The 19,527-nt window shown below is 72.2% G+C and carries 14 protein-coding genes; 7 read left to right on the top strand and 7 right to left on the bottom strand.

Annotation, left to right across the window (positions count from 1 at the left end):
• Positions 1 to 70: 70 nt before the first annotated feature.
• From ACZ5NH_RS20335 to ACZ5NH_RS20325, 3 genes are all read right to left on the bottom strand, one after another.
• A complete protein-coding gene (locus ACZ5NH_RS20335) occupies positions 71 to 1,534 on the bottom strand; it encodes a glutamate synthase subunit beta (protein ID WP_388621331.1) in 1,464 nt (487 codons plus the stop codon).
• Positions 1,527 to 6,119 (bottom strand): glutamate synthase large subunit, encoded by a 4,593-nt coding sequence (gltB, locus tag ACZ5NH_RS20330; RefSeq protein WP_468777051.1) that lies wholly within the window; start codon positions 6,117 to 6,119, stop codon positions 1,527 to 1,529. The genes ACZ5NH_RS20335 and gltB overlap by 8 nt, the downstream gene beginning before the upstream one ends.
• Positions 6,120 to 6,577: 458 nt before the next feature.
• Positions 6,578 to 7,309: a VIT1/CCC1 transporter family protein gene (locus ACZ5NH_RS20325; protein WP_468777049.1), complete on the bottom strand. Its 732-nt coding sequence runs from the start codon at positions 7,307 to 7,309 to the stop codon at positions 6,578 to 6,580.
• 259 nt (positions 7,310 to 7,568) lie between these two features.
• On the opposite strand from ACZ5NH_RS20325, the gene ACZ5NH_RS20320 reads away from it, so the two are divergent.
• The 7 genes from ACZ5NH_RS20320 to ACZ5NH_RS20290 are packed head-to-tail and all read left to right on the top strand — an operon-like array spanning position 7,569 to position 15,316.
• The gene (locus ACZ5NH_RS20320) at positions 7,569 to 8,708 is read left to right on the top strand and encodes an ADP-ribosylglycohydrolase family protein (protein ID WP_468777047.1); all 1,140 of its coding nucleotides are present in this window, start codon (positions 7,569 to 7,571) and stop codon (positions 8,706 to 8,708) included.
• Positions 8,705 to 9,823: an ADP-ribosylglycohydrolase family protein gene (locus tag ACZ5NH_RS20315; protein ID WP_468777045.1), complete on the top strand. Its 1,119-nt coding sequence runs from the start codon at positions 8,705 to 8,707 to the stop codon at positions 9,821 to 9,823. The genes ACZ5NH_RS20320 and ACZ5NH_RS20315 overlap by 4 nt, the downstream gene beginning before the upstream one ends.
• Positions 9,824 to 9,840: 17 nt before the next feature.
• Positions 9,841 to 11,034, top strand: a complete 1,194-nt coding sequence (locus ACZ5NH_RS20310) for an ADP-ribosylglycohydrolase family protein (protein ID WP_468777397.1) — start codon at positions 9,841 to 9,843, stop codon at positions 11,032 to 11,034.
• Complete coding sequence (locus ACZ5NH_RS20305; protein ID WP_468777043.1) at positions 11,022 to 12,404, top strand: ADP-ribosylglycohydrolase family protein; 1,383 nt, start codon at positions 11,022 to 11,024, stop codon at positions 12,402 to 12,404. The genes ACZ5NH_RS20310 and ACZ5NH_RS20305 overlap by 13 nt, the downstream gene beginning before the upstream one ends.
• Positions 12,401 to 13,294 carry a ribokinase gene (gene rbsK / locus ACZ5NH_RS20300; protein ID WP_468777041.1) on the top strand — a complete coding sequence of 298 codons (894 nt, stop codon included), beginning with the start codon at positions 12,401 to 12,403 and terminating at the stop codon, positions 13,292 to 13,294. The genes ACZ5NH_RS20305 and rbsK overlap by 4 nt, the downstream gene beginning before the upstream one ends.
• A gap of 13 nt (positions 13,295 to 13,307) precedes the next feature.
• Entirely contained in the window at positions 13,308 to 14,507 is a 1,200-nt protein-coding gene (locus tag ACZ5NH_RS20295; protein ID WP_468777039.1) for a CaiB/BaiF CoA transferase family protein, read from the top strand.
• Positions 14,504 to 15,316 carry an HpcH/HpaI aldolase/citrate lyase family protein gene (locus tag ACZ5NH_RS20290; RefSeq protein ID WP_388621346.1) on the top strand — a complete coding sequence of 271 codons (813 nt, stop codon included), beginning with the start codon at positions 14,504 to 14,506 and terminating at the stop codon, positions 15,314 to 15,316. The genes ACZ5NH_RS20295 and ACZ5NH_RS20290 overlap by 4 nt, the downstream gene beginning before the upstream one ends.
• A 76-nt stretch (positions 15,317 to 15,392) precedes the next feature.
• On the opposite strand, the gene lgt is transcribed toward ACZ5NH_RS20290, so the two are convergent.
• The 4 genes from lgt to trpB form a co-directional block, all read right to left on the bottom strand.
• Positions 15,393 to 16,373 carry a prolipoprotein diacylglyceryl transferase gene (lgt, locus tag ACZ5NH_RS20285; protein WP_468777037.1) on the bottom strand — a complete coding sequence of 327 codons (981 nt, stop codon included), beginning with the start codon at positions 16,371 to 16,373 and terminating at the stop codon, positions 15,393 to 15,395.
• A 101-nt stretch (positions 16,374 to 16,474) separates the two neighbouring features.
• A complete protein-coding gene (locus tag ACZ5NH_RS20280) occupies positions 16,475 to 17,251 on the bottom strand; it encodes a DsbA family protein (RefSeq protein WP_451556176.1) in 777 nt (258 codons plus the stop codon).
• Positions 17,252 to 17,362: 111 nt separating this feature from the next.
• Positions 17,363 to 18,181 carry a tryptophan synthase subunit alpha gene (gene trpA, locus ACZ5NH_RS20275; RefSeq protein WP_451556177.1) on the bottom strand — a complete coding sequence of 273 codons (819 nt, stop codon included), beginning with the start codon at positions 18,179 to 18,181 and terminating at the stop codon, positions 17,363 to 17,365.
• Positions 18,178 to 19,461: a tryptophan synthase subunit beta gene (gene trpB, locus ACZ5NH_RS20270; protein ID WP_388621353.1), complete on the bottom strand. Its 1,284-nt coding sequence runs from the start codon at positions 19,459 to 19,461 to the stop codon at positions 18,178 to 18,180. Before trpB ends, trpA begins: the two co-directional genes overlap by 4 nt.
• Positions 19,462 to 19,527 lie beyond the last annotated feature (66 nt).

Below are 19,527 nucleotides of genomic sequence, written 5' to 3'. Positions count from 1 at the left end.
GGTCGGGGACAGGGCAGGCGTCGTCTGGTGTTCCGTACGCCGTTGTACGGGACGTCTATTCGTGGTGCCGTCAGACCGCCAGGGCGCGGTCGGTCGGGCGGATCGGGGCCGGCAGGTCGCTGGCACCGGTCAGGAACCGGTCGACACCGCGGGCGGCCGAGCGGCCCTCCGCGATCGCCCACACGATGAGGGACTGGCCGCGGCCGGCGTCACCGGCGACGAACACACCCGGCACGTTGGTCTGGAAGTCGGCGTCGCGGGCGATGTTACCGCGTTCGTCGAGCTCCAGGCCGAACTGCTCCACCAGGCCGTTCTCCCGGTCGGTGCCGGTGAAGCCCATGGCGAGGGTGACCAGCTGGGCGGGGATCTTGCGCTCGGTGCCCGGCTTGGAGGTCAGCTTGCCGTCCACGAACTCGACCTCGGCGAGGTGCAGCCACTGCACGTTGCCGTCCTCGTCGCCCTCGAAGTGGGTGGTGGAGGCGGAGTAGATCCGCTCGCCGCCCTCCTCGTGGGCCGAGGTGACCTTGTACAGGATCGGGAAGGTCGGCCAGGGCTGGTTGGTCGGGTGCCGCTCGTCGTTCGGGCGGGGCATGATCTCCAGCTGGGTGACCGAGGCAGCGCCCTGCCGGTGGGCGGTGCCCACGCAGTCCGCGCCGGTGTCACCGCCGCCGATGACGACGACGTGCTTGCCCTCGGCCGAGATCGGCGCGGTGACGTAGTCGCCCTCCTGGACCTTGTTGGCCAGGGGCAGGTACTCCATGGCCTGGTGGATGCCCTTGAGTTCGCGGCCCGGCACCGGCAGGTCGCGGGCCATGGTCGCACCGGCGGCGATCACGATCGCGTCGTAGCGCTTCTTCAGGTCGCGGGCGTTGATGTCGCGGCCGACCTCGACGCCGGTGCGGAAGCGGGTGCCCTCCGCGCGCATCTGCTCGATACGGCGGTTGATGTGCCGCTTCTCCATCTTGAACTCGGGGATGCCGTACCGGAGGAGGCCTCCGATGCGGTCCGCGCGCTCGTAGACGGCGACCGTGTGGCCGGCCCGGGTCAGCTGCTGGGCGGCGGCGAGACCCGACGGGCCCGAGCCGATGACCGCGACCGTCTTGCCGGACAGGCGCTCGGGGATCTGCGGGGCGACCGTGCCCGAGTCCCACGCCTTGTCGATGATGGAGACCTCGACGTTCTTGATGGTGACCGGCGGCTGGTTGATGCCGAGCACACACGCCGACTCACACGGAGCCGGGCAGAGGCGGCCCGTGAACTCCGGGAAGTTGTTCGTGGCGTGCAGGCGCTCCGAAGCCGCCGACCAGTCCTCGCGGTAGGCGTAGTCGTTCCACTCGGGGATCAGGTTCCCCAGCGGGCAGCCGTTGTGACAGAACGGGATGCCGCAGTCCATGCACCGGCTGGCCTGCTTGCTGATGATCGGCAGCAGGGAACCGGGGACGTAGACCTCGTTCCAGTCCTTGACGCGCTCACCGACGGGACGGCTCTTGGCGACCTCACGGCCGTGGTTCAGGAAGCCCTTCGGGTCAGCCATTGATCGCCGCCTCCATCATCTTCTCGGTGATCTCGGTCTCGGTCAGACCGGCTCGCTCGGCGGCGTCCTTGGCGGCGAGCACTGCCTTGTACGTGCTGGGGATGATCTTGCTGAACCGCGCCACGGCCTGCTCCCAGTCGGCGAGCAGCTTCTCGGCAACCGTCGAGCCGGTCTCCTCGGCGTGGCGGCGCACCACGTCGTGCAGCCACTGCTGGTCCGCCTCGTCCAGCGCCTCGACCGACCCGGCGTTGCCGGCGTTGACGTTGTCGCGGTCGAGGTCGATGACGTAGGCGACACCGCCGGACATACCCGCGGCGAAGTTGCGGCCGGTCGGGCCGAGGACGACCGCGCGACCGCCGGTCATGTACTCGCAGCCGTGGTCGCCGACGCCCTCGGAGACGACCAGCGCACCGGAGTTGCGGACACAGAACCGCTCACCGGTACGACCGCGCAGGAACAGCTCGCCGCCGGTGGCGCCGTAGCCGATGGTGTTGCCCGCGATGGTGGAGAACTCGGCGAGGTGGTCGGCGGCCCGGTCCGGGCGGACGACGATACGGCCGCCGGACAGGCCCTTGCCGACGTAGTCGTTGGCGTCGCCCTCCAGGCGCAGCGTGACACCGCGCGGCAGGAACGCGCCGAAGGACTGGCCGGCCGAACCGGTGAAGGTGATGTCTATGGTGTCGTCGGGCAGACCCGCGCCACCGAACTTCTTCGTCACCTCGTGGCCGAGCATGGTGCCGACCGTGCGGTTGATGTTGCGGATGGCGACCTGGGCGCGCACCGGCTGGGCCTCGGTCGCGTCGTTCGCGGCCAGGGCGTCGGCCGCGAGCTTGATCAGCTCGTTGTCCAGCGCCTTCTCCAGGCCGTGGTCCTGCTCGACCACCCGGTGGCGCACGGCGCCCTCGGGCAGCGACGGCACGTGGAACAGCGGCTCCAGGTCCAGGCCCTGGGCCTTCCAGTGGTCGACGGCGCGCTCGACGTCCAGCACCTCGGCGTGGCCGACGGCCTCCTCGATGGAGCGGAAGCCCAGCTCGGCCAGCAGCTCGCGGACCTCCTCGGCGATGAACTGGAAGAAGTTCACCACGTACTCGGCCTTGCCGGAGAAGCGGTCGCGCAGCGTCGGGTTCTGGGTGGCGATGCCGACCGGGCAGGTGTCCAGGTGGCAGACGCGCATCATCACGCAGCCGGAGACGACGAGCGGCGCGGTCGCGAAACCGAACTCCTCGGCGCCGAGCAGCGCGGCGATGATCACGTCACGGCCGGTCTTCAGCTGGCCGTCCGTCTGGACCACGATCCGGTCGCGCAGGCCGTTGAGCAGCAGGGTCTGCTGGGTCTCGGCGAGGCCGAGCTCCCAGGGGCCGCCCGCGTGCTTCAGCGAGGTCAGCGGGGAGGCGCCCGTACCGCCGTCGTGGCCGGAGATGAGCACCACGTCCGCGTGCGCCTTGGAGACACCCGCGGCGACCGTGCCGACGCCGACCTCCGACACCAGCTTCACGTGGACACGTGCCGCCGGGTTGGCGTTCTTGAGGTCGTGGATCAGCTGGGCCAGGTCCTCGATGGAGTAGATGTCGTGGTGCGGCGGCGGGGAGATCAGGCCGACGCCCGGAGTCGAGTGACGCGTCTTCGCGACCCACGGGTAGACCTTGTGGCCGGGCAGCTGGCCGCCCTCGCCGGGCTTGGCGCCCTGGGCCATCTTGATCTGGATGTCGTCCGCGTTGACCAGGTACTCCGAGGTCACACCGAAGCGGCCGGAGGCGACCTGCTTGATGGCGGACCGGCGCGCCGGGTCGTACAGGCGCTCCGGGTCCTCGCCGCCCTCACCGGTGTTGGACTTGCCGCCCAGCTGGTTCATGGCGATGGCGAGGGTCTCGTGCGCCTCCTTGGAGATGGAGCCGTACGACATGGCGCCCGTCGAGAACCGCTTGACGATCTCGCTCACGGGCTCGACCTCGTCGATGGAGATCGGCTGCCGGTCGGACTTGAAACCGAACAGGCCGCGCAGCGTCATCAGGCGCTCGGACTGCTCGTTCACGCGGTCCGTGTACTTCTTGAAGATGTCGTAGCGACCCGTGCGCGTGGAGTGCTGGAGGCGGAAGACCGTCTCCGGGTCGAACAGGTGCGGCTCGCCCTCGCGGCGCCACTGGTACTCGCCGCCGATCTCCAGCGCGCGGTGCGCCGGCGCGATGCCGGAGGCCGGGTAGGCCTTGGCGTGGCGGGCGGCGACCTCCTTGGCGATGACGTCGATGCCGACGCCGCCGATCTTGGTGGCGGTGCCGTTGAAGTACTTCTCGACGAAGGCCTCGTCCAGGCCGACGGCCTCGAAGACCTGGGCGCCGCGGTAGGAGGCGACGGTGGAGATGCCCATCTTCGACATGACCTTCAGCACGCCCTTGCCCAGGGCGTAGATCAGGTTCTTGATGGCCTTCTCCGGCTCCAGGCCGTTCAGGAAGGTGCCGGCGCGCAGCAGGTCCTCGACCGACTCCATCGCCAGGTACGGGTTGACGGCGGCGGCGCCGTAGCCGATCAGCAGGGCGACGTGGTGGACCTCGCGGACGTCGCCGGCCTCGACCAGCAGGCCCACGTGGGTGCGCTGCTTGGTGCGGATGAGGTGGTGGTGGACGGCCGCGGTGAGCAGCAGCGAGGGGATCGGCGCGTGCTCGGCGTCCGAGTGGCGGTCCGACAGGACGATCAGACGGGCGCCGTTCTCTATGGCGGCGTCGGCCTCGGCGTAGATCTCCTCGATGCGCGCGGCGAGGGAGTCGCCGCCGCCGGAGACCCGGTACAGGCCGGACAGGGTCGCGGCCTTGAAGCCGGGCATGTCGCCGTCGGCGTTGATGTGGATGAGCTTGGCCAGCTCGTCGTTGTCGATCACCGGGAAGGGCAGGGTGACCGAGCGGCAGGAGGCGGCCGTCGGGTCGAGCAGGTTGCCCTCCGGGCCCAGCGACGAGCGCAGGGAGGTGACCAACTCCTCGCGGATCGCGTCCAGCGGCGGGTTGGTGACCTGCGCGAACAGCTGGGTGAAGTAGTCGAAGAGCAGCCGCGGGCGCTCGGACAGGGCCGCGATCGGCGAGTCCGTGCCCATGGAGCCGATCGGCTCGGCGCCGGTGCGGGCCATCGGCGCGAGGATGACGCGCAGCTCCTCCTCGGTGTAACCGAAGGTCTGCTGGCGGCGGGTGACCGAGGCGTGGGTGTGGACGATGTGCTCGCGCTCGGGCAGGTCGACCAGCTCGATCTCGCCGGCCTCCAGCCACTCGGCGTACGGCTTCTCGGCGGCGAGGTTGGCCTTGATCTCGTCGTCCTCGATGATGCGGTGCTCGGCGGTGTCGACGAGGAACATCTTGCCGGGCTGCAGCCGGCCCTTGCGGACGACCTTGGCCGGGTCGATGTCGAGGACGCCGACCTCGGAGCCGAGGACGACGAGACCGTCGTCGGTGACCCAGTAGCGGCCGGGGCGCAGACCGTTGCGGTCGAGCACGGCGCCGACCTGGGTGCCGTCGGTGAAGGTGACGCAGGCGGGGCCGTCCCAGGGCTCCATCATCGTGGAGTGGAAGCCGTAGAAGGCGCGCCGGGCCGGGTCCATGGAGTCGTGGTTCTCCCACGCCTCCGGGATCATCATCAGCACCGAGTGCGGCAGCGAACGGCCGCCCAGGTGCAGCAGCTCCAGCACCTCGTCGAAGGAGGCGGAGTCGGAGGCGTCCGGCGTACAGACCGGGAAGACGCGGTCCAGGCCCTTGTCGCCGAACAGGTCGGAGACCAGCTGCGACTCGCGGGCGCGCATCCAGTTGCGGTTGCCCTGGACGGTGTTGATCTCACCGTTGTGCGCGACGAAGCGGTACGGGTGCGCGAGCGGCCACGACGGGAAGGTGTTCGTGGAGAACCGGGAGTGCACGAGCGCGATCGCGGAGGCGAAGCGGCGGTCGGACAGGTCCGGGAAGAAGGGCTCCAGCTGGCCGGTGGTCAGCATGCCCTTGTACACGATCGTGCGCGCGGACAGCGACGGGAAGTAGACACCGGCCTCGCGCTCGGCGCGCTTGCGCAGCACGAAGGCCTTGCGGTCCAGCGCGATGCCCTCGCTGGCGTGGTCGGCGACGAAGACCTGCCGGAAGACCGGCATGGTGGAGCGGGCGGTGGCACCCAGCAGCTCCGGGGCGACCGGAACCTCACGCCAGCCGAGGACCGCGAGACCCTCCTCGTCGGCGATCGTCTCGATCTGCGATACGGCCTCGGCGGTGCCGTCCACCGGCAGGAAGGCGATACCGACGGCGTAGGAGCCGGCGGCGGGCAGTTCGAATCCGGCCACCTCGCGGAAGAAGGCGTGGGGCACCTGGGAGAGGATGCCGGCGCCGTCGCCCGAGTCGGGCTCGGAGCCCGTGGCACCGCGGTGCTCCAGGTTGCGCAGCACGGTGAGTGCCTGTTCAACCAGGGTGTGGGACGCCTCGCCGGTGAGGGTGGCGACGAAACCGACGCCGCACGCGTCGTGTTCGTTGCGGGGGTCGTACATACCCTGCGCAGCAGGGCGAGCATCCATGAACGACCAGTTCTGGCCATTCGCGGAGTGCTGGGACGGCTGGCGCGGCGTACGCATCGGCTCTCCCGTCGTCGTCATCAGGCATGTGGCAGGTGCCGAGGGACGACGTTGGCCCTCTGCGTGATCTCAAAATTTCGTGCAGGTTACATGATGGGGTGGTTCCCAGGAAGCGGATACACCGTTCCAACATGCGGACACCACGGGGTCCGTGGCGTAGGTGCCGCGCCGGGGCGGCGGGGTGCCGCGCGTGGCGGCGGGACCGCACATGACGGTCTGGGTGCCGCGCGGTGGCGGCGAACGTGTGAGGGGGACCGGACGGACGAGATCGGTCGGATCGGCGTCCGGCGGCCCGATGGGGGGGGCGGGGGGAGCGTTGTCACTCACCCCGCGGGGGTGCGGCAGGCGTCATTGCCCACAGCGCTTACGGCTCATGCCCGGTGGTCACGCACTCGAAACCAGCGAGTAACGGGCCTTCGCGGCTACCTATGCGGCCCAACGCATAGGTACCGGCGGCGCTATCCTACGGCCGTTCCGATCAGGGTGCCCAGGGCGTACGTCACACCGGCCGCCGCACCGCCCAGCGCGAGCTGCCTGAGGCCGCTGTACCACCAGCTGCGCGCGGTCACCTTGGCCACCACGGCACCGCAGCCGAAGAGTCCGGCGAGGGCGAGCAGCACGGTGGGCCACAGCGCGCTCGCGCCGAGCAGGAACGGCAGCACGGGCAGCAGGGCACCGAGGGCGAAGGACCCGAAGGAGGAGACGGCGGCGACCAGCGGCGAGGGCAGGTCACCGGGGTCGATGCCCAGCTCCTCGCGGGCGTGGATCTCCAGGGCCTGCTCGGGATCCCTGGACAGCTGGCGGGCGACCTCCCGGGCCAGGGCGGGCTCCACACCCCGGGCGACGTACAGTGCCGCGAGCTCGTCCTCCTCGTCCTGGGGGTGCTTGCGCAGCTCACGGCGTTCGACATCGAGCTCGGCCTCGACCAGTTCCCGCTGGGAGGCCACCGAGGTGTACTCGCCCGCCGCCATGGAGAAGGCACCCGCCGCCAGCCCCGCGAGGCCGGTGATGACAATGGTCTGCTGGCTCACGGACCCACCGGCCACGCCGGTCATCAGGGCGAGGTTGGAGACAAGACCGTCCATGGCGCCGAAGATGGCGGGGCGCAGCCAGCCGCCGTTGACATCGCGGTGCGTGTGGTTGTCGCGGTGCGCTTCGTGCAGCGCGGCCTGGGTTTCGATGACGGCCATGCGGGCCCCCCGGATAGCTTAGCCAAAGCTAACTTTGGATGAGTTCTACTTTTCGACAACACTGAACCTACGTCCCTTCTTCCGCTCCCGCCAGCAAGGAAAGGCTGGGCTAACCTGCACCTTTACCGGTCTTTGCTCATCCGTGCATGATCTTGCTCAGATGCCAAGCGGGTGACTTCGAGCAGTGCGGGGGCTCGTGCGGCCGCATGCCGTGGCACACATCCGCAAAGCGCCTTCCTGGCCCCGAAGGAGTCCGCCCATGGCATCGATCGCCTGTACTCCCCCGGCCTCGGCGCCCGACGACGCCGCCGGTCTCCGGGACAGGGCCCGCGGGGCACTGCTCGGCCTGGCCGTCGGGGACGCGCTGGGAGCGCCGGCGGAGAACCTGAAGCCGTCCGAGATCCGGGCCCGCTGGGGCCGCATCACGGGCTATGTGGCCGAGGTTCCGTCCGGCACGGACGACACGGAGTACGCGATCTTCTCGGGCCTGCTGCTCGCCCGGCACGGCTCGGCGCTGACCCCGGCGCATGTGGAGGCGGCCTGGCACGAGTGGATCGCCGACCGGGCCGAGGGCCCCTTCCGGGGCGCGGGCTTCAGCGAGCGCGGCACGCTGGAGAACCTGCGCCGGGGTCTCGCAGCCCCGATCTCGGCCCAGCACCGGCACGCCTGGAGCGACGGTCTGGCCATGCGGGCGGCCCCCTTCGGGGTCTTCGCCGCGGGCCGCCCCGCCGAAGCGGCCCGGCTGGTGGCGATCGACGGTTCGGTGAGTCACGAGGGCGAGGGCATCTACGGCGGCCAGGCGGTCGCGGCGGGGGTGGCGGCGGCGATGACGGGCGCGCCGGTTCCGGTGGTGATCGCCTCCGCCCTGGCGGTGATCCCCGAGGACTCCTGGACGGCGCGCTCCCTGCGCCGGGCGGTGGCCGTCGCCCACCGCGGCGAACGCGCGGTCCGCTCCGCGGTCGTCATCGGCGGCTACCCCTGGACCGACCTCGCCCCCGAGGCGGTCGCCCTCGCCTTCGGCGCGTACGCGGCGGCCGACGGCGACTTCGGGGAGGCGGTCCTCACGGCCGTCAACATGGGCCGCGACGCGGACACGACGGCTGCGGTGGCCGGCGCCCTGTCGGGCGCGACCCACGGCGTCTCCGCGATCCCGCCCACCTGGTCCTCCGCCATCGGCCCGGCCCGGGGCCGCTGCCTGCCGTCCATGGCGGGCCACCACATCCTGGACGTGGCGGAGCTGCTGGTACCGGGGGAGGGCGGGAAGTGGGGGGTGGGGGTGGTGCTTCCGGGGGTGCTGCCGGAGTCAGGCGGGCGGGTGGCCGAGCGGGGGGCCAGGGAGCGGAGCCCCCTGGTTGGGGCGGGGAACTCCGGGCACCCGGACAGCGAGGTGCAGTCATGACAGCGCGCCGTATCGAGGGACTCCTGCTCGGCCTGGCCGCGGGCGACGCCGCCGGCTGGCCGGCCGCACGGCACCGGGCCAGCCGTATGCCCGAGTGGACCCGTCGCCTCACCCGCGAGCTGGACACCTTCGCCGAGCAGAACGCCACCACCACCCTTCCGGTACCGATCGCCCTCAACCAACCCCCCGACCCCCTCCGCCTCGGCCCCTCCGACGACGCCGAGTGGGCGGCCTTCGCCGCGGAGGCGGTGCTGCGGGCCGGCGACGACGACGCCCTCGGCGACCTCAGCCGGGAGCGCCGTACCCGCGCAGCAATCGACCTCACCTGGACCGCCGTGGCCGCGGAGGTCGCCGCCGCGGCGGAGCGCGCACCCGAGGTGGAGTCCGCCGTGCTCCCGTTGCGCGCCCGCATCTCCGTCCGCTCCGGCCTCGGCAACCTCGCCGCCGGCCTGCGTCCGCCCGCGACCGGCCACGACAACCCGCACTACTTCGACGACGCCGCCTGCGTCCGCGCCTGCGTGCTCGCCGTCGCCCACCCCGGCGACCCCGAACGCGCCGCCGCGCTCGCCGAGTTCGACGCCCGCTACACCCAGGACGGCGACGGCGTGCACGGCGCCCGTGCCATGGCCGCGGCCCTCGCGCTCGCCCTCGCCGACGCCGGGACGGACACCTGCGTGACCGCCGCACTCGCCGAACTCCCGCCCGACACCGAGATCGGCCGCAACGCCCGCCACGCGCTCGCCCTCGCCGAGGACGGCGATTCCGCCTTCGCCCTCGTCCCGCCCCTGGAGCACCAGATCGTCGACCACGTCTACAGCTACGGCATCGCCGCCGCCGAGACCGTCCCGGTCGCCCTCGCCCTGACCACCGCCGCCCGCGGCCGTATCGCCGAAGCCGTGCCCGCCGCCGCCTGCCTGTCCCGGGTCGCCGACTCGGCCCCGGCCCTCGCGGGCGCCCTCACCGGAGCCCTCGGGGGTGGCGCGGCCGTGCCGGAGACCTGGCGGGACGCCTGCCGCACCCTGTCCGGCTGCGTCCTGCCCCGTCTCAGCGGCACCGACCTGGTGGAACTCGCCGGACTCCTGGAAGCCGCGCAACCGGCCCGCCCAGGAGGATGATTCGGGGCATGACGCCCATGGAGTCCAAAGGACTCAAAGAAGACGAAAGCAGCCCACCATGCCCCCCCGGTCTGGACGACCGGATCACCGGCGCCCTCGTCGGAGCCGCCGTCGGCGACGCCCTCGGCGGCCCGGTCGAGGGGTACTCCCCCGACCAGATCGCCGAGCGCCACAGCGGCCGCGTCCACGGCGTCGTCGGCCCCTGGCACGGCGACGACTGGCGCACCGCCCGCCCCATCGCGCCCTACCACAAGGGCGACGGCCACGTCACCGACGACACCCTGATGACGCATGCACTGATCCGGGTGTACGCCCGCGTCCGCGACCACCTCGACGCGTACGCGATCGCCGACCACCTGGTCCCGGACCTGATGACGAACCCGCGCTGGATCCCGGAGCTGGAGACCGAGGCCCTGCCGCTGCACCGCCTCTTCCTCGCCGAGAAATGGCTCGTGGCCCGGCTGGCCTACGGTCACGCCGACCCCCGGGAGGCCGGCGTCGGCAACATCGTCAACTGCGGCGCGGCGATGTACACGGCCCCCGTCGGTCTGGTCAACGCCGCCAACCCGGCCGCCGCCTATGCCGAGGCACTGGACATCGCCGGTGCGCACCAGTCGTCGTACGGCCGTGAGGCGGCCGGTGTCCTCGCCGCGGCCGTCGCCGCCGCCGCGACCCCGGGCGCGACCCCGGACTCGGTCGTCACCGCCTGTCTGTCCCTGGCGAAGGACGGCACGCGCGAGGCGATCGAGAAGGTCTGCGAAGTGGCCCGCGGCCACAGGGACTTCGAGTCGGCGCTGGGGCCGCTGCGCGCGGCGGTGGCGCCGTACGACACCGTCGGCCCGGACTACCGCGCCCCCTCCCTGGCCGCCCGCCGTCCCTCCCGGCTGCACGCGATCGAGGAACTGCCCATCGCGCTGGGCATGGTGCTGGTCTCCGGCGGCGACTACCGGCACGCCGTCCTCGGTGCCGTCAACTACGGCCGCGACTGCGACTCGATCGCCACGATGGCCGGTGCCCTCGCGGGCGCCCTGGGCTCGCCCGTCCCGGAGGACTGGGCGAAGACGGTGGCGGAGGCCAGCCGGCTGGACCTGTGGGAGCCGGCCCGCACGCTGGCCGGGGTCGCGCGGGAGGTCTTCGAACGGGACGTGCGCCGGCGGCGCGCGCACGAGCGGGCGTTCATCGCCCTCGGAGGCTCCGCATGCTCCGACTGACCTGGGTCCAGCCGGAGGACCTGCTCGGCCACGAGCTGCGCCAGGCCCGCCTGGACGGGCGGGAGCCGTCGGCGATCGAGGCACGGTGGCGAGCGGCGGGCGGCCCGGACGCGCCGCCCCGGGCGGGCGCGTCCGCCCACGGCGTCTCGCGGTATCTGCGCCTCCTGGCCGAAGACCTCCTGGACGAACTGGCCGACCTTCCCAGCGGCTTGTCCCACGACGAGCCGACCGACCTGGCCCGCATCAAGTCCCTGTGCCCCAACTGGCCGGACCCGCCGGCGCGGGCGAGCGAAACCCACCCCCGGCCGGCCCCCACCCCGGCCGCCCTCGAAGCCGCCTGGCTCGGCCGGGCCATCGGGTGCCTCCTCGGCAAGCCCGTCGAAAAGCTCCCCCTCGACGGCATCCGTGCCCTCGCCCAGGCCACCGGCAACTGGCCCCTCACCACGTACTTCACGGCCCGCGGCATCCCCGAGGACCTCCTCGCCCAGTACCCCTGGAACCGCCGCTCCGCCCCCACCTCCCTCGCCGAGAACATCGACGGCATGCCGGAGGACGACGACCTCAACTACCCCCTCCTGAACCTTCTGCTCCTCCGTCGTCACGGCAGGACCTTCAGCACCGCCGACGTGGCCCGGCTCTGGCTGGACGAACTCCCGCCCGGCCGCACCTTCACCGCCGAACGCGTCGCCTGCCGCAACCTCCTCACCGGCATCGAGCCCCCGCACACCGCCCGCCACCGCAACCCCTTCCGCGAGTGGATCGGCGCCCTGATCCGCGCCGATGTGCACGGCTGGACCAACCCCGGCGACCCGGGCGCCGCCGCCGGACAGGCGCACCGCGACGCGGTCCTCACCCACACCGCCAACGGCGTCTACGCGGCGATGTTCACGGCCGCCGTCATCGCCACCGCCGCCACCGGAAGCCAGGACGTCCACACCTGTCTGCGCACCGGCCGCCGGGTGATCCCGCCCCGCTCCCGGCTCGCGCGGGCGATCGACCACGCCGTCCGACTGGCCGAGTCCCACGAGGACTTCGACGACGTCGTCGACGAGCTCCACGCCCGCTACTCCCCCGCCCACCACTGGGTGCACGCCATCCCCAACACCGCCCTGATCGCCGCCGCCCTCACCCACGCTGACGGCGACTTCACCGGCTCCGTCTGCCGTGCGGTCTCGGGGGGCCTGGACACCGATTCCGCCGGCGCCACGGCCGGCAGCATCGCGGGACTGCTCGCGGGCGACCCCGCCGCGCTCCCCGACCGCTGGCGGGCCCCGCTGAAGAACCGGCTCGCCACCACTGTCGCCGACTTCGACGGCACCGGCTTCGACACCCTCGCCCATCTCACCCACCTGGAGGCGACCCGCCCATGACCCACATCGTCGTCCTCGGCAGCACGAACATGGACCTCGTCACCTATGTCGCGAAGGCGCCGCAGCGCGGCGAGACCGTGACGGGGCGCGAGTTCCACACCATCCCCGGCGGCAAGGGGTCCAACCAGGCGATCGCCGCGGCCCGCGCCGGCGCCACCGTCTCGATGATCGGCGCGGTCGGCAACGACGCCTTCGGGCTGCGGCTGCGCGACATCCTCGAACACTCCGGCGTGGACACCGACTCTCTGCGCACGGTCGAGGGACCGTCCGGCACCGCGCACATCGTGGTGGACGACGAGGGCGCCAACTCCATCGTCGTCATCCCCGGCGCGAACGGCACCGTCGACCACCTCTCCCCCGGCGACGAGGGAGTGATCGCCTCCGCCGACGCCCTGCTGCTGCAGCTGGAGATCCCGCTGCGCGCGGTCGTGGCGGGTGCGCAGGCGGCGCGCCGACACGGGGTCCGTACGGTGCTCACCCCGTCCCCCGCCCAGCCGCTGCCGCCCGAACTCCTCGCCGCGACCGACCTGTTGGTGCCCAACGAGTACGAGGCGGTCACCCTCACCGGCCGCACCGACCCGCGCGAGGCCGCCGCCGCCCTGCTGGACCTGGTGCCGGAGGTGGCCGTCACCCTGGGCGCCACCGGCAGCCTGTATCTGGCCCGGGGCACCGAGCCGCTCGTGACGCCGGCGCCGAAGGTGACCGCCGTCGACTCCACGGGCGCCGGTGACACCTTCGTCGGCGCGCTCGCGGTGGCCCTCGCCGAGGAGAAACCGGTACAGGAGGCCCTGTCCTGGGCTGCGGCCGCCGCGGCGATCTCCGTCCAGCGGGCCGGGGCGTCGGTGTCGATGCCGTACCGCCCGGAGATCGACGCCCAGTTCACGGCGTGAGGTACGACGACGCATGAGTACGACGAATCCCCCGCCCCTGTCCGGTCTGCGGGTGCTGGACCTGGCGACCCTGTTCGCGGGCCCCATGGCCGCCACGCTGCTCGGCGACTTCGGCGCCGAGGTGATCAAGGTCGAGCATCCGGAGCGGCCCGACCCCTCCCGCGGGCACGGCCCGGCCAAGCACGGCGTCGGCCTGTGGTGGAAGGTGCTCGGCCGCAACAAGCGGACCATCACCCTGGACCTGTCCACGCCCGGCGGCCGTGCCACCCTGCTCCGGCTCGCCGCCACCGCCGACGTCGTGATCGAGAACTTCCGCCCGGGCACCCTGGAGAAGTGGGATCTGGGCTGGGCGGAACTGGCGGCCGCCAACCCCCGGCTGGTCCTCGCCCGGGTGACGGCCTTCGGGCAGTTCGGGCCGTACGCGCACCGTCCCGGCTTCGGCACCCTCGCCGAGGCGATGAGCGGCTTCGCCGCGATCACCGGCGAGCCGGACGCGCCGCCCACGCTCCCGCCCTTCGGGCTCGCCGACTCGGTCGCGGGCCTGGCGACCGCCTACGCCGTGCTCACCGCGCTGTCCGCACGGGAGCGCACCGGCGCCGGGCAGGTCGTCGACATGGCGATCATCGAGCCGATCCTGTCGGTCCTCGGCCCCCATCTCACCTGGTACGACCAGCTCGGCCATGTCCAGGAACGCACCGGCAACCGGTCCGCGAACAACGCCCCGCGCAACACCTACCGCACCGCCGACGGCCACTGGGTCGCCGTCTCCACCTCCGCGCAGTCGGTCGCGGAGCGGGTGCTGCGCCTGGTGGGCCGCCCGGAGCTGACCGAGGAACCGTGGTTCGCCACCGGCGCGGACCGCGCCGCGCACGCCGACGTCCTGGACCAGGCGGTCGGCTCCTGGATCGCCGCCCGCACCCGCGCCGAGGTCCTCGCGGCCTTCGAGAAGGCTCAGGCGGCCGTGGCCCCCGTCCAGGACGTCCGGGACGTCCTGGCCGACCCCCAGTACCAGGCGCTGCGCACGGTCACCACCGTCGACGACCCCGAGCTGGGCCCGCTGCGCATGCAGAACGTCCTCTTCCGGCTCTCCGCGACGCCCGGCGCGATCCGCTGGGCCGGCCGCCCGCACGGCGCGGACACCGAGGCCGTGCTCACCGAGCTGGGCCTCACCCCCGCCGAGCTGCGCGCCCTGCGCGAGGAGGGCGCCCTGTGACCCCGCACCCGCTCACCTGGCTCTACGTCCCCGGCGACCGCCCGCCCGTGGTGGCCAAGGCGCTGGCCGCGGGCGCCGACGTGGTGGTGATCGACCTGGAGGACGCGGTCGCCCGGGACCGCAAGGAGCACGCCCGTGCGGCCACGGCCGAGCTGCTCACCGACCCCCAGCCGGTCCCGGTCCACGTCCGGGTCAACGCCTCGGACAGCCCCTGGGCCGCGGCCGATCTGGCGGCCCTCGCCGCGCTTCCCGGCCTGGCGGCCCTGCGGCTCCCGAAGGTGACCGGTCCGGCCGAGATCAGGCAGGTCGCCGCCGCCACCCCTGTGCCGCTGTACGCGCTGCTGGAGTCGGCCCTCGGCATCGAGCACGCGCACGCCATCGCCACCGCCCACCCCGCCCTGCGGGGCATCGCCCTCGGCGAGGCGGATCTGCGGGCCGACCTGGGGGTACGGTCCGACGCGGGCCTCGACTGGCCGCGCTCCCGGGTGATCGTCGCCGCCCGCGCGGCCGGCCTCGCCCCACCCCCGCAGTCGGTCCACCCCGACATCCGCGATCTGGACGGCCTCGCCGCCTCCTGCGCCCATGGCCGCTCCCTCGGCTTCCTGGGCCGCGCGGCCATCCATCCCCGGCAGCTCCCGGTGATCGAACGGGCCTACCTGCCCACCCCGGCGGAGATCGAACACGCGGAGACGGTCCTGAAGGCAGCCGCGACGAAAGAGGGCGCCCAGGCCCTCCCGGACGGCAGATTCATCGACGCGGCGGTGGTGGCGATGGCCCACCGCACCCTGTCCCTGGCGGCGAGAGCCTGACCTTTCTCCCCCGCCCGCACGCGCCGAGGGCGCCCGGAACGAACTCCGGGCGCCCTCGGCGTCGTAAGACCAGCGGTCAGCTCTTCTTGGTCGCCGACTCGGCCTCGCCCTTCGCCTCCGCGGCCTCCGCGGCTTCCACGGCCTCCGGCTCGGCATTGTCCTCGGGCTTGTCCTCGGGCTTGTCCTCAGCCTTGTCCTCGGCCTCGTCGGCAGCTTCCGTACCGTCGGCCGGACCCTCGGCGACACCGGGCTCGACCACCGCTTCCCTGCCCGGCCGCTTCTTGGACGACACCACGATGTACGTCACCGCCAGCAGGAACACGATCAGCGCGGTCCAGTCGTTCAGGCGGAGGCCCAGGATGTGGTGCGCGTCGTCCACGCGCATGTACTCGATCCAGCCGCGGCCCACGCAGTAGGCCGCGACGTAGAGGGCGAAGGCGCGGCCATGGCCGAGCGTGAAGCGGCGGTCGGCCCAGATGACCAGGAGAGCCACGCCGATGCACCACAGCGACTCGTACAGGAAGGTCGGGTGGTAGTAACCCGGCACCCGGCCGCCCTCGGAGGAGGTGATGTGCAGGGCCCAGGGAACATGCGTCTCACGGCCGTACAGCTCCTGGTTGAACCAGTTGCCCCAGCGGCCGATGGCCTGCGCGAACGCGATGCCGGGGGCGACGGCGTCGGCGTACGCCGGCATCGGGATGCCCCGGCGCCGCGCGCCGATCCACGCGCCGAGCGCGCCGAGCGCGATCGCGCCCCAGATACCCAGGCCGCCCTGCCACACCTTGAAGGCGTCCACCCAGTCACGGCCCGGGCTGAAGTACAGCTCGTAGTCCGTGATCACGTGGTAGAGCCGGCCGCCGACCAGACCGAACGGCACAGCCCAGACCGCGATGTCGGCGACGGTACCGGCCCGCCCGCCGCGGGCGATCCAGCGCTTGTTGCCGAGCCAGACGGCGACGAAGACGCCGATGATGATGCAGAAGGCGTAGCCGCGCAGCGGGATGGGGCCGAGATACAGCACCCCGCGCGACGGGCTGGGAATGTAGGCAAGTTCCATGGCAAGTCCGACGCTACCGTGCCGGGCCGTGGTGACGGCAAGCAGCCCGGCTACGGGTCCATAACGGGGGCGTGAGAAAACGGGCGGCGGAAGCAAGATCCTTACCGACGGTTGGCCGCCTCCACCATCTGCTTGAGCTTGGCCGGGGTCATGCCCTGCTGCGGGTAGATGCTCTTGCCGTCGAGCAGGACCGTGGGCGTGGAGTTGAGACCGCTGGTCTGGAAGGCCTTGTGGGACTTGTTGACCCAGCTGTCGTGGGTGCCGTCCTTGACGCACTTCTGGAACGCGGGGGTGTCCAGGCCACCGACCTTGCCGGCCAGGTCGATCAGCTTGGCGTTGTCCGCGAACGCGTCGTCGGTCTCCTTGGGCTGGTTCGCGTACAGCACGTCGTGGTAATCGCGGAACTTTCCGGCGTCCTGGGCGCAGGCCGCGGCGTTGGCGCCGCGCAGGGAGCCGGTGCCGCCGAGGTTGCCGTCGATCAGCCGGACCAGGTGGTACTCGATTCTGAGCTTGCCGGAGTCGGCCAGTTCGTGGAGCGTCGGGCGGTAGGCGGTCTCGAAGGCCTGGCAGGCCGGGCAGCGGACGTCCTCCCAGACGGTGAGCGTCGACTTGGCGCCGTCCTTGCCGACCGGGACGGCAAGGCTGTCCTTGCCCTGCGCGCCCGAGGGCGCCACGACCGGGCCCGCCTTCTCGCTGCTCTTGTTCTTGCCGGCGTTCGCGGCGAGCACGCCGATCACCGCCGCGAGGCCGAGGACGCAGACGATGCTCACGCCCACGATCAGCGTGCGCCTCCGCTTCTCCGCGGCCTTCTGCTTCTCACGCTCGACCGCCAGCCGCTCCCGGGCGGTGCGCTTTCCGTCACGGTTCTTCTCGCTCACACCCCCAGAACGAACCGGGGAGGCGCAGCGCGCCTCCCCGGTCCCAGGTCCACCCGTTCGGGTGAGCGAATGTTCTGACGGGGGTGTTCTGATAGGGAAAGTGACCTGCGGTTACGCCTCTCCGCGCACGCCCTTCGCCAGCTCCCCGGCCAGCTCGCGGACCCCCTCCAGGCCCGCCGCGTGGTCGGGGGCGTCCAGCATCCGCTTCACGAAGGCCGAGCCGACGATGACGCCGTCGGCGAAGCCGGCGACCTCGGCGGCCTGAGCGCCGTTGGAGACGCCGAGCCCGACGCAGACGGGCAGCCCGGTGCCGGTGGCGCGGGTGCGCTCGACCAGGTTCTGGGCCTGCGCGCCGACGGATTCGCGGGTGCCGGTGACGCCCATCAGCGAGGCCGCGTAGACGAAGCCGCTGCCCGCCGCGGTGATCTGGGCGAGCCGCTCGTCCTTGCTGCTCGGCGCCACGACGAACACGGTCGCGAGGCCGTGCTTCTCGGCGTGCTCCCGCCACAGCGCCGACTCCTGGACGGGCAGGTCGGGCAGGATGCAGCCCGCGCCGCCCGCCTCGGCCAGCTCGGCGGTGAACCGCTCGACGCCGTAGCGGTCGATGGGGTTCCAGTAGGTCATGACGAGCACCGGCTTCCCGGTGGCCTCATACGCCTCACGGACCGTGCGCATGACGTCGGCGATCTTGACGCCGCCGCGCAGGGCGATGTCGTCGGCGGTCTGGATGACCGGGCCGTCGAGGACGGGGTCGCTGTGCGGCAGTCCCACCTCCACCACGTCCGCCCCGCCGCCGAAGACGGCCTTGATCGCCTCGATGCCGCCGTCCACGGTCGGGAACCCGGCCGGGAGGTAGGCGATGAGCGCGGACCGGCCCTCGGCCTTGGCGGCGGCCAGGGTGTCCGACAGCAGCTGGATCTTCCCGCTCACTTGGCGTCCCCCTCGATCTCGGCGGTGTCGGCTTCGTCGGCGGCCACCTCGGCGTCGGTGTCGTACAGGCCGAAGTAGCGGGCGGCGGTGTCCATGTCCTTGTCGCCGCGGCCGGACAGGTTGACGACGATCAGGCCGTCCTTGCCCAACTCCCTGCCGACCTCCAGGGCGCCGGCGAGGGCGTGGGCGCTCTCGATGGCCGGGATGATGCCCTCGGTGCGGGACAGCAGACGCAGCGCCTGCATGGCCGCGTCATCGGTGATCGCGCGGTACTCGCCGCGGCCGGAGTCCTTGAGGTAGGAGTGCTCCGGGCCGATGCCCGGGTAGTCCAGACCGGCCGAGATGGAGTACGGCTCGGTGATCTGGCCCTCGTCGTCCTGCAGGACGTACGAGCGGGAACCGTGCAGGATGCCCGGCTCGCCGGCGGTCAGGGTGGCCGCGTGCTCACCGGTCTCGATGCCGTGCCCGGCCGGTTCGCAGCCGATGAGCCGGACCCCCTCGTCGGGGATGAAGGCGTGGAAGAGGCCGATGGCGTTGGAGCCGCCGCCGACGCACGCGATCGCGGCGTCGGGCAGGCGCCCGGCGCGCTCCAGGAGCTGGCGGCGGGCCTCCACGCCGATCACTCGGTGGAAGTCGCGGACCATGGCCGGGAAGGGGTGCGGGCCGGCGACCGTACCGAACAGGTAGTGGGTGTGGTCGACGTTCGCCACCCAGTCGCGGAACGCCTCGTTGATGGCGTCCTTGAGCGTGCGGCTGCCGGACTTCACCGCGACGACCTCGGCGCCGAGCATGCGCATGCGGGCCACGTTCAGGGCCTGGCGCCTGGTGTCGACCTCGCCCATGTAGATGGTGCAGTCGAGGCCGAACAGGGCGCAGGCGGTCGCGGTCGCGACGCCGTGCTGGCCGGCCCCGGTCTCCGCGATCACGCGCGTCTTGCCCATCCGCTTGGTCAGCAGCGCCTGACCGAGGACGTTGTTGATCTTGTGGGAGCCGGTGTGGTTGAGGTCCTCGCGCTTGAGGAACACGCGAGCGCCACCCGCTTCCGCGGCAAAACGCGGGACCTCGGTGAGGGAGCTGGGGCGGCCGGTGTAGTTGACCATCAGGTCGTCGAGTTCCCGGGCGAACTCGGGGTCGTGCTTGGCCTTGTCGTACTCCACGGCGACCTCGTCCACGGCGGCGACGAGGGCCTCCGGGATGAACTTGCCGCCGAACGCGCCGAAGTAGCCTTCGGCGCTGGGGACTTGACCCTGTGGATCAGGGAAGAAAAAGTTGCTGGGCATGCCGAAACCTCACGGTGAGTGCGTGTGAAAAGACACTATTCGCCGTGGGGGCGGGGATTTGTCCTT

This window comes from Streptomyces sp. NPDC031426, assembly GCF_055581585.1.
Note: the sequence above shows the minus strand (reverse complement) of the source record. Positions and strands in the feature narration are given on the sequence as shown.

Coding starts and splice junctions, on each gene's coding strand:
- ACZ5NH_RS20305 (WP_468777043.1), top strand. CDS start 11,022: ATGCTCCGACTGACCTGGGTCCAGCCGGAGGACCTGCTCGGCCACGAG.
- ACZ5NH_RS20325 (WP_468777049.1), bottom strand. CDS start 7,309: ATGGCCGTCATCGAAACCCAGGCCGCGCTGCACGAAGCGCACCGCGAC.
- gltB (WP_468777051.1), bottom strand. CDS start 6,119: ATGCGTACGCCGCGCCAGCCGTCCCAGCACTCCGCGAATGGCCAGAAC.
- ACZ5NH_RS20310 (WP_468777397.1), top strand. CDS start 9,841: ATGGAGTCCAAAGGACTCAAAGAAGACGAAAGCAGCCCACCATGCCCC.
- trpB (WP_388621353.1), bottom strand. CDS start 19,461: ATGCCCAGCAACTTTTTCTTCCCTGATCCACAGGGTCAAGTCCCCAGC.
- ACZ5NH_RS20295 (WP_468777039.1), top strand. CDS start 13,308: ATGAGTACGACGAATCCCCCGCCCCTGTCCGGTCTGCGGGTGCTGGAC.
- ACZ5NH_RS20335 (WP_388621331.1), bottom strand. CDS start 1,534: ATGGCTGACCCGAAGGGCTTCCTGAACCACGGCCGTGAGGTCGCCAAG.
- ACZ5NH_RS20320 (WP_468777047.1), top strand. CDS start 7,569: ATGGCATCGATCGCCTGTACTCCCCCGGCCTCGGCGCCCGACGACGCC.
- rbsK (WP_468777041.1), top strand. CDS start 12,401: ATGACCCACATCGTCGTCCTCGGCAGCACGAACATGGACCTCGTCACC.
- lgt (WP_468777037.1), bottom strand. CDS start 16,373: ATGGAACTTGCCTACATTCCCAGCCCGTCGCGCGGGGTGCTGTATCTC.
- ACZ5NH_RS20315 (WP_468777045.1), top strand. CDS start 8,705: ATGACAGCGCGCCGTATCGAGGGACTCCTGCTCGGCCTGGCCGCGGGC.